The sequence below is a fragment of the Providencia burhodogranariea DSM 19968 genome (assembly GCF_000314855.2).
In the GTDB taxonomy this organism is placed as follows: domain Bacteria; phylum Pseudomonadota; class Gammaproteobacteria; order Enterobacterales; family Enterobacteriaceae; genus Providencia; species Providencia burhodogranariea.
On record NZ_KB233222.1, the window covers coordinates 2362764 to 2373367 of the forward strand.

The 10604-nt window shown below is 38.4% G+C and carries 10 protein-coding genes; 5 read left to right on the top strand and 5 right to left on the bottom strand.

Features of this window, described 5'->3' with window-relative positions:
- Positions 1-470: 470 nt before the first annotated feature.
- From modC to OOA_RS20045, 4 genes are all read right to left on the bottom strand, one after another.
- Positions 471-1538, bottom strand: a complete 1068-nt coding sequence (gene modC, locus OOA_RS10065) for a molybdenum ABC transporter ATP-binding protein ModC (protein ID WP_008912047.1) — start codon at positions 1536-1538, stop codon at positions 471-473.
- A gap of 1 nt (position 1539) precedes the next feature.
- Positions 1540-2229: a molybdate ABC transporter permease subunit gene (gene modB, locus OOA_RS10070; RefSeq protein WP_008912048.1), complete on the bottom strand. Its 690-nt coding sequence runs from the start codon at positions 2227-2229 to the stop codon at positions 1540-1542.
- Positions 2230-2247: 18 nt separating this feature from the next.
- A complete protein-coding gene (gene modA / locus OOA_RS10075; protein ID WP_008912049.1) occupies positions 2248-3018 on the bottom strand; it encodes a molybdate ABC transporter substrate-binding protein in 771 nt (256 codons plus the stop codon).
- A 225-nt stretch (positions 3019-3243) separates the two neighbouring features.
- Positions 3244-3393, bottom strand: coding sequence for an AcrZ family multidrug efflux pump-associated protein (locus OOA_RS20045; RefSeq protein ID WP_008912050.1), 150 nt, complete (start codon positions 3391-3393; stop codon positions 3244-3246).
- Between the two features lie 330 nt (positions 3394-3723).
- On the opposite strand from OOA_RS20045, the gene modE reads away from it, so the two are divergent.
- From modE to gpmA, 4 genes are all read left to right on the top strand, one after another.
- A complete protein-coding gene (gene modE / locus OOA_RS10085; protein ID WP_008912051.1) occupies positions 3724-4515 on the top strand; it encodes a molybdenum-dependent transcriptional regulator in 792 nt (263 codons plus the stop codon).
- Between the two features lie 594 nt (positions 4516-5109).
- Entirely contained in the window at positions 5110-6588 is a 1479-nt protein-coding gene (modF, locus tag OOA_RS10090) for a molybdate ABC transporter ATP-binding protein ModF (RefSeq protein ID WP_008912052.1), read from the top strand.
- A gap of 231 nt (positions 6589-6819) precedes the next feature.
- The gene (locus OOA_RS10095) at positions 6820-7647 is read left to right on the top strand and encodes a CPBP family intramembrane glutamic endopeptidase (protein ID WP_008912053.1); all 828 of its coding nucleotides are present in this window, start codon (positions 6820-6822) and stop codon (positions 7645-7647) included.
- 194 nt (positions 7648-7841) lie between these two features.
- Positions 7842-8594, top strand: a complete 753-nt coding sequence (gene gpmA, locus OOA_RS10100) for a 2,3-diphosphoglycerate-dependent phosphoglycerate mutase (RefSeq protein ID WP_008912054.1) — start codon at positions 7842-7844, stop codon at positions 8592-8594.
- A 96-nt stretch (positions 8595-8690) separates the two neighbouring features.
- Here gpmA and OOA_RS10105 read toward each other — a convergent pair whose 3' ends face one another.
- Complete coding sequence (locus tag OOA_RS10105; protein ID WP_236611182.1) at positions 8691-9341, bottom strand: outer membrane protein; 651 nt, start codon at positions 9339-9341, stop codon at positions 8691-8693.
- A 114-nt stretch (positions 9342-9455) separates the two neighbouring features.
- On the opposite strand from OOA_RS10105, the gene OOA_RS10110 reads away from it, so the two are divergent.
- Complete coding sequence (locus tag OOA_RS10110; RefSeq protein ID WP_008912056.1) at positions 9456-10457, top strand: hypothetical protein; 1002 nt, start codon at positions 9456-9458, stop codon at positions 10455-10457.
- The last annotated feature ends 147 nt before the right edge of the window (positions 10458-10604 follow it).

Below are 10604 nucleotides of genomic sequence, written 5' to 3' on the forward strand. Positions count from 1 at the left end.
TAAATGAATAATAAAATTCATTTCCCGATAGTTATTGTAAAAGATAATATCGGATAAATTTATTATAGATGATATATTATAAATAATAAAATCATTGAGTTATTGTATTATAGATTCAACGAATATAGCATCTGTGCAAAATAATTCAACTTACAACTAATTCTTAAAAAACTACTAAATATCAATTTGTTAGATGAATTTCGTGACATGTCACATTGATAAATTATTCTTGGATTTTCTATCACTAACACAACAACTATGTAAAATAATTCAGCTTACAATTAACTCTTAAAAACTTTATAAATAACAAATTATTAGCTATATTTCGTGACATGTCACACAGATAAATTATTCTCGAATTTTCTATTGTTAATACAAAAGCTATCCCAAATAATTTGCGTTGTGGCTAGGTGGCATACATAACGCTGCCAGCAACACCACAGCGTGATGTATGAATGATAAAAGGATAACTACAGCTGCCGACTCAACGAAACACTCTTAACCTGCGCATAGACTTTTCGACCTTTACGAATAGCTAATTCATCACGCGCCCAACGTGTAATACGAGCCCACAAGTAGTGTTGATCACCTAAATCGAGCTTCACATCAACTTGTTCACCATCTTCCACCCATTCGACCACTTCAGCAGAGAGAATATTGCGAATACTACTAGTTTGTGGTTTTTCCAACACCAAAGAAACATCGGAAGCATCAATACGCAGACGTAGCTCACTATCTTTTTCAGCATCAACGTGTGGGATCCACAGTTTTTGCCCACCGACGATAACAGCTGTCATTTCATAATCTGGATGATGTCCGTGACATGTCACACTAAGTACGCTGCTCAATGTATCTTGTTGTAACCAAGGACGTAAAGCACTACTCGCCCAAACCTCTTCTAATGGTCCAAAAGCCTTTACTTTACCTTGTGCCATGACAATCACTTTGTCGGCAAGGCGCAAAATTTCATCAAGGCTATGACTCACATATAAGATGGGGATTTTTACATCTTGAGAGAGTTTTTCAAGATAAGGTAATAGCTCGCGCTTACGTGGTAAATCTAATGATGCTAATGGTTCATCCATCAATAAAATTTCAGGAGCGGTTAAAAGCGCACGACCAATAGCGACACGTTGCTTTTCTCCGCCCGATAACGTGATAGGAAAGCGGTTGAGCAATTTTTCAATACCTAATAGACCAACTATCTCATCAAACCTGCTATTCATTTCAGGAGCCATTCCATACCGTAGATTACTTTTCACTCGATAATGAGGAAAAAGTCGAGCATCTTGAAAAACATAACCGATATGACGTTTTTCTGGTGGCAAACAAATACGTTTATCCATATCCACCAGCGTACGACCATTAAGAACGATCCGCCCACTGTTAGGCTTAGTTAAACCACCAATTACATTAATTAATGACGTCTTACCTGCACCAGAGAGACCAAAAATAGCCGTAATACTCTCCGTTGGTAATTCCGTTTTGACTTCTAATTGTAAATCACCGAGTTTCTGGGAAAAGTCAAGTTCTAACATATTAGGCTACCCCTAGTCGTTTTTTACCCCAACGGGTCAACCATTCTGAAATCAACAATGAAATCAAGGCTAATACAATCGCGATAACACACAAGCGAGCCGCATCAACTTCAGCACCCGGTGTTTCAATTAAGGTATACATTGCAAGTGGAATGGTTTGTGTTTCGCCGGGGATATTCGATACAAAGGTAATCGTAGCACCAAACTCACCCAATGAACGAGCAAACGCCAGTACAGTGCCAACAATGATACCGGGCAACGATAATGGAATAGTGATAGTAAAAAAGACTCGTAATGGATTAGCGCCTAATGTTCTAGCAGCTTGCTCGAGTTTACGATCAACAGCTTCGAGCGCTAAACGGATCGCTCGAACCATTAAGGGAAAAGCAACCACAGCAGAAGCCAACGCAGCACCTCGCCAGCTAAAGGTAAAACTAAATCCAAACCAGTTGTATAACCACTCACCAATAAAACCGCGGCGTCCCATACTGATCAATAATAAATACCCGACTACCACTGGTGGAAGCACCAGTGGTAAATGGATAATACTATCAAGCAGTGTTTTCCCCGGGAAGTTACAGCGAACTAATATCCATGCAACCAATATGCCCAGAGGTAAGCTAAAAACCACAGCTACACTGGATACTTTCAAGCTAAGATAAATAGCTTCCCATTCATAAGCGCTTAACATCTGCAAGACTATAATCCCTTAACGTGGGGTGAAACCGTAGCGTTTAAATACCTCAGAAGCCGCAGGGGTTTTCAGGTATTCATAAAAGTCACGAGTGGCTTTATTATCTTGATCTTTCACGATAGCCATTGGATATTCGACAGGTTTATGTGTATCTGCTGGGAAAATACCAACCACTTTCACTTTTTGGCTTGCAACCGCATCTGAACCATAAACAATACCGAGTGGTGCTTCATCACGTTCAACCAATGCCATGCCACTACGTACGTTATTGGTTCGTGCTAACATTGGATTAACGGTATCCCATGCACCAAGGTTACTCAGTGCTTCTTGAGCATAGATGCCTACAGGAACGTGGTCAGGATCACCAACAGCAAGGCGGCCGCCATCAAGCAACTTTTTCCAATCTGTTTGTTTATTAATTTCTACTTTATCAATTTTAGAATCTTTTGGCGCAATCAACACCAATTCATTACCTAATAAAGTGTAACGCGTATTTTCGACCATCAAGTTCTTATCAATAGCATAGTTCATCCATTGCTGATCGGCAGAGATAAACAGATTTGCAGGCGCTCCTTGTTCGATTTGGCGAGCAAGCGTCGATGATGATGCATAAGAGGATACAACGTCTACTTTACTTTCTTTTTTATATTGCTCAGAAATTTCATTCATCGCATTCGTCAGTGAAGCCGCAGCGAAAACAGTGATTTTTTCAGCAGCAACACTGTGGCTTGCCATAGAAAGAGTAATCGTGGCACCAGCGAGTAATTTGATCAAACTTTTTTTCATTTCAATCCATCCTAATATTGGTTATCACGTTATATATAACAGGACATATCGATAACTTAAAGCAATAGGACGAATAAAAGTGTGCTGGCGCAATAAATTGGTTAATTTTTGATAAAATTTAAGGGAGTACGCTTAAAAAGAATATCAAGAAAGGACGTAAAATAAGAGAGAGTACCTGCCCCTTAAATTTAATTTACGAAAGGGGCAGGTAAATAAGGATGAGAATTATTTTTTCTCGGTATGATGATGTGGGACGTGTGCTTTAGATAACAGGTTAAAGAAAGAACCTAGGCCATAAATCAAACCCATAATTAAACACATGACGACCGGAACCATCAACAGGGCAAAGCCCATACTTTTCAGAATTTCTAACATAAAAGCCTCTTCAGTGATACTGTGTCCACCAGTCAACTGATGCGCTGACGAGGGAAATTAAGCCGAATTTAAATAGCATACACAAAATAATTCAAGTTGTATGTAGGCCACAATTAATACTATCTCAGGGAATATAAATAACTATGTGACCTAAGTAGCTGAACGTTATCAACAACAATACAGCTTGAAGTATGATGGGGATAATACATATTCGCGCTATAATGCTTGCCATTTTAGACAAATTACGTTTTTGACGACACACTAAATGTGCTTTTTTTCGTTAAGTTATACTACAATCGTCACTTCCAGCCTAAAAGGAAGGGTTAAATTATGCAGGCAGAAATCTTACTGACACTAAAACTTCAAGGTAGTTTATTTGCTGACCCCCGCCGTGTTTCATTGCTTAAACAAATCAAAGCAACGGGCTCTATTAGCCAAGGAGCTAAACTCGCTGGGATTAGCTATAAAAGCGCTTGGGATGCTATTAATGAAATGAACCAACTTGCCGACGATATTTTAGTCGATAGAGCAACAGGCGGTAAAGGTGGTGGAGGCACTACACTTACACATTACGGCGAAAGGCTATTGCAACTTTACGATTTATTGGCGCAAATTCAGCAGAAAGCCTTTGATGTACTGAAAGAAGATAATTTACCCCTTGATAGCCTGTTGGCTGCAATTTCTAGATTCTCGCTACAAACCAGTGCCCGTAACCAATTTTTTGGTACTTTAATAGCCCGCGACCATAATCACGTCCAACAACATGTCCGAATACTGTTGGCCGATAATAAAACTATTATCAATGCAGCATTGACCGAACAGAGTGCTAATCGCTTAGGCCTTGTAGAAGGTAAGGAAGTACTCGCTTTAATCAAAGCTCCCTGGGTTAAACTAACCAAGCAATCAGCAATCGCTAGCGAGTTTGATAACGCTTTAGTGGGGAAGATAACCACTCTTGAACGCGGTAAAGAGAACAGTGAAGTACTCGTTACTCTAACTGGTGGGGAAACATTATGCTCAACATTGAATAATCAAGATGTTGATAGCCAGCAGCTTAAACTCAACGATAATGTCACTGCGCTATTTAATGCCGACCAAGTTATTATCGCCACACTGTGTTAATCCCCCTGTACTTACCTATCGCTATTATGTTTTCCATTAAATAGGTAAGTACTTACTCTTTTTTGTGCGCCTTTTTCAGTGAATGATTGACTTTATTCTTAATCATGATTATTTGTGGAGAAGACAAGGTAAATAAAAAATATCCCTAAATAATGCGAGCCGCTAGCTAATGATGATTTGAAACATAGAGATCATACATAAAATAATTCGAATTACAGCTAAGCGACAAACTGAAGCTATACCGGTAAACAAGGCTCGAAGCATACATGAGTATGTGACTGACGTGAGCGAATGCAGTCAACAACGCTGCGGTTCGAAGTACGAAGGGCATGCCCCAAATAATTCGAATTGCAGCTAGGCGACAAATGAGTGAGCGTTAGGAGCATACATGAGTATGTGACTGACGTGAGCGAATGCAGTCAACAACGCTGCGGTTCGAGGTACGAAGGGCATGCCCCAAATAATTCGAATTGCAGCTAGGCGACAAATGAGTGAGCGTTAGGAGCATACATGAGTATGTGACTGACGTGAGCGAATGCAGTCAACAACGCTGCGGTTCGAAGTATGAAGGGCATTAATATTAAAGGAAGATATATGAGCACTATCACTCTACATCACAGCAGCTTTAGGCTGAGTGACAGACAAACACTTGATATTCCTGAATTGGTGATCAATAAGCATGAAAGCTGGGCATTTATTGGTGCTAATGGTAGCGGTAAATCCTCACTTGCAAAAGCACTTTCAGGGGAGCTTAAACCTTTATCTGGCATTGTTAAAAATACCTTTATTTCTCCCGTTCGCCTCTCTTTCGAGCAATTACAAAAAATTATAAATGATGAATGGCAGCGTAATAACACCGATTTAGTCAGCGAAAATGAGGACGACACTGGTTATACCGCAGCTGAAATTATTCAACTTAATCATAAAGATAATGAATGTTGTTTAGAATTAGCCGCGAAATTTGGAATTAGTGACTTGCTTTCTAGGCGGTTTAAATATTTATCTACAGGGGAAACCCGCAAAGTTTTAATGTGCCAAGCATTAATGAGTCAACCCGATTTACTCATCCTTGATGAACCTTTTGATGGTCTTGATGTTTATTCCAGAAACAGCCTTAGTGAGTTGTTATTCAGCCTATCAGAAAAAGGATTAACGCTAATTTTAATACTTAATCGCTTTGATGAACTTCCCGATTTCATTGAAAACATGGGCGTATTGGCTGATTGTAAACTCACTCTCTCGGGAGATCGCGAGTCAGTACTTGCTAACACGCTAATCACCCAGCTTCAACACAGTGAAAAAATTAAGCAGCTCACCATTCCAGAGACTGAAGATCCGACACTTCAAGATACCCTATCTGATGATATCCCGAGAGTTATCTTGAAAAATGGCATTGTTAGCTATAACGATAAGCCTATTTTGCATGGATTAAATTGGCAAGTTAATGCGAACGAACACTGGCAAATTATTGGTGAAAATGGTGCAGGAAAATCGACGTTATTAAGTTTAATCACCGGCGATCACCCGCAAGGCTACAGCAACGATTTAACGTTATTTGGACGCCGCAGAGGAACCGGAGAAACGATTTGGGATATTAAACGCCATATTGGCTATGTCAGTAATAGTATCCATCAAGAATATCGAGTGGCGACTAGTGTACTTAATGTGATCATTTCAGGCTTTTATGACTCAATTGGCCTATATCAAACACCTTCTGACCGCCAAGTTCAATTAGCTCATGAGTGGCTAGCACTATTAGGGTTCCCCGCACAAACGGCACAACAGCCTTTTCATAGTTTGTCATGGGGTCAGCAGCGATTGGTCCTGATCGCGCGCGCATTAGTGAAACACCCATCTGTCCTCATTTTAGATGAACCGCTACAAGGGCTTGATGGCTTAAATCGCTTATTAGTACTTCGATTTATTGATGTGATGCTGAGCCAAGGTTCAACACAATTACTGTTTGTTACTCATCATCAAGAAGATGCTCCAGCATGCATCACCCATCGATTAACGTTTGTGCCAGATAATGGCAAATATCGTTATGATATTGAAAGTATTGAATACGAATAATGCCATAATATTCTAACCGATAAGCAATTAAGAGTTGTTTATCGGCTGTTTTCAATCTATTGATTAATTAATCCCATCAAAAACAAAAAACACCAATTATTTGATTAATAATGTTTTTTAACTATTTTACTAATGAAGAATAGCTAATTCATTGAGTTTTATCTCGGAAAAACGATAAAAAATATTAAACTACAGCACAATTAATCATTAGAATATTTTATGGGTATAATTATGGTTTGGTTTGTATTAGCGTCTTCACTTGCAGCTCTCGCAACACATCGATTAATTGCGATACTTTTGCTATTACTCGACACAATATTAGCTTTTTTTACTGATATATTGAGCTGGCCAGCTATCATACTTTTAGCGAGTATTGCCATTGTTGGGTTTATTCGCTCAAGCTTCGAAAGTCACTTAGCCGTAAAAATTATTAGTGAAATTTTTCTTGTTGCCTGTGCTATTGGACTATTTATTCATCTATTCCCCGGTTTTAATAATTTAAAATATCTCGATAAAGTCATCGTTGGTGAGAAAAGCATTCCATTTACAATGTACTTTAATTTTGACAAAGCTCTTGTCCCATTTATTTTACTACTCTGTTTACCAACTTTATTTTCTTCACATCCCAGCAAAACGGCAAAACCTTGGCAATGGATACTGCTTGTTATTTCCATTCCAGCACTACTTATCGTAGCAACTATTGTCGGTGGGCTTAGTGTTGAGTGGCATTTTCCAGCTTGGCTTCCTGCCTTTATTCTTTGTAATCTCTTTTTTGTATCACTCGCTGAGGAAGCCTTATTTCGAGGTTATTTACAGCAACGTTTAACCCAGTGGTTTGGCTCTCCCTACCTTGCTCTTTTCATTAGTGCACTATTATTTGGTGCTGTGCATTTTGCTGGCGGACCATTATTAATCCTGTTCGCGACGCTATCGGGGATTATTTATGGATTGGCGTGGATGTGGAGTGGTAAATTATGGCTTGCTGTATCGTTTCACTTCGGGTTAAATCTAGTACATCTATTATTTTTCACTTACCCAGCAAAAATGATGATTGGATAAGAATACGATAAGCTAGGCAAATATTTTGCAGCTTCATAGGCTAAATTTTTATCTATAAATACAACTTGTCGTGACTTTTTTGATTTGGTTTGGGTAAAACATCAGTTGTGACTAGCGTTCGGATTGACTATCCCTATAATGTATAGTCAGAAATGATTCATTTTAATTTGAATGTACTGATAGGAGTTTAAGCTATGGCTGTAACTAAACTGGTTTTGGTAAGACACGGTGAAAGTGAGTGGAATAAAGAAAACCGTTTCACTGGCTGGACGGATGTTGAGTTGTCAGAAAAAGGTCGTGAAGAAGCTAAAATTGCAGGTCAATTACTGAAAGAAGACGGCTTCGTCTTTGATTTCGCATATACCTCAGTTCTGAAACGTGCAATCCATACCTTATGGAGCATCCTTGATCAGGTCGATCAGCAATGGCTGCCAGTTGAAAAAAGCTGGAAACTGAATGAGCGTCATTATGGTGCTCTGCAAGGTCTGGATAAATCAGAAACTGCTGCTAAATATGGTGATGAACAAGTTAAATTATGGCGTCGTGGTTTCGCTATCACTCCACCAGAGCTAACTAAAGAAGATGAGCGTTTCCCAGGACACGACCCTCGCTATGCAAAACTGCCAAGCAACGAACTGCCTGTTACTGAAAGCTTAGCAACTACAATTGAGCGTGTTATTCCTTACTGGGAAGAAGAAATCAAACCACGTGTAGCTGCGGGTGAAAAAATTATTATTGCTGCGCACGGTAACTCACTGCGTGCTCTAGTTAAATACTTAGATAACTTAGGCGAAGAAGAAATTCTGAACCTAAATATCCCAACTGCTGTGCCATTAGTTTATGAGTTTGATGAAAACATGAAACCAATCAAACACTACTATCTGGGCAACCAAGATGAAATCGCAGCAAAACAAGCCGCTGTAGCGAATCAAGGTAAAGCTAAGTAATCAAATTTTTAGATTAATTAGATAAAAGGTTGGCTAATTAGCCAACCTTTTTTTATGACATAAACTCAATGAGTAAGGATCATTACAAGGCTATTGTTAAAATAAATATCTTATGCCTAACACTATTTCTTGTGATTTTAAATGTGCTTTCATTTGCTCATCTTGTAAGCCACGCGCATTTGTAAAACGGTTCATACCACTCTCAATCTTACCTAAGTCCACGTAACGATAACCGAGATCAACATTCAATTTTTCGATAGGCTCATAACTGACCCCTGCACCAATTGAGTAAGCCAAGTTGGTATCAGTGTTACTAGCATATTGACGAGAAACATTTCCTTGCCAGCCAGAAGATTTCACTTTTGCAATACCGATACCAACTGTGCCGTATAATGAAATACCTTGATAGATTTCATAATCACGGTAAGCATTCAACATTAAGCGTTGCGATTCAGTTTTATGATGATTGAAGCTTGTAGCAAAGATACTGGAGCCACTCGTATATTCTGCTTTTTTATTGAAAGTATACTCAGCCTCAGTACGCCAACCATTACCATATTGGTAACCCGCAGCAATTGAGCCATTATAGAAATTATCTTTATCATCGCCAGAAACAAACTGACCAATACCTGGCCGACTGCTGGTATCCATATTACTTGCTTTTTGCCATACCTTGGCAACCCTTGCCGCCCCGTAATAGCCCTCATTGCTAGTTGATGCAACAGCTGTTCCTATAGTGCTAGCCAATAGTAACGTAACTGATAACTGATTTAATTTACTAACTAAATAATACCTTTGATTAATTATTTTGAGGGGGAATTATCATCATTAAGTGAAATCAAATAAAGAGGGGTTTATTGAATGATTTATTCATTAAATTTGAATATTTACATTTTAATACTAATGTATGACAAAAAAATCAATATATCTTTCACGCAGCACAATTATTTTATGATTTTTATATTTGTAGTTAAAAATAAGTTGAGTTACAAACAATCAAATATCGTCCAAAATGTCGATAATTTTCAACACAGGGCTTTGTTTACATTAATAGCCCTCGACACTCTATATTTTTGTGGCACAATTCGTTGTAATAGCAGACTAACCGAGAATTTTATGAATAAATTCAATCTTTATGTTTGGGTAGGACTCGTACTTAATATCGCTCTACTCGGAACATTAGTTTATATGATCCAAACAGGTGAACTCATCATTGATGGCTCAAATGGTGCAGCAAATGCAGAATTAATGAGAGTTTTAATGATCATTGCCTGCGTCAGTTTACCTATTCAGATTATCAGCATGATGATCATGAGCTATAAACCAAAACTCGCAATTGCCGTTACGCTTATCAGTAGCCTAGCCTTAATGCCAGTGACCATTGTGTTTATGTGCGGTATGATTTTTTCTGCAACCCGCTGGCGTTTCCACCAATTAACCACCTTTGATCATACAATTAAAATCGACTTTGATATTAATCTGCCCTTTAATAATCGCAATAATACGCTGCGTTCTATCGTGCTTGGCGCAGTCAGTGTTATATTTATCGTACTGAGCCAAAGCTTAGGGATGTTCTTGCTGGTACTTGCTATTATTTTATTTATTTTAGGTAGGCAACTTAATGGTTCGCCTTATTTAGCGATTAAAGATAATTTTTTTTATATTCGCCCAAGTTTGTTTGCCTCTTGCTATCGCATCCCATTAAAAGATGTAAGCTATACTAAAAATGATAAAGGAAAAATTAGTTTTGATGTAAAAACTGAACAAAATTTGATTCAGTTATCCGCTAATTTAATGAATCTTAGCACTGAAAACAAAATTAGAATTGATGAAGTATTGAGCAAAATACCTAGGGGCTGTTGATCTTTGAGGTTTTTTTGAACGGCATGGTGATGATGTATAATCAGTTTCGCCAAAAAGTAACTATACAAATAATCACCATGCCAAGAACAATGTTAACAGAAAAACAGTGGGCTACGCTATGCCAACTCATGAGAAATACAGGATGAA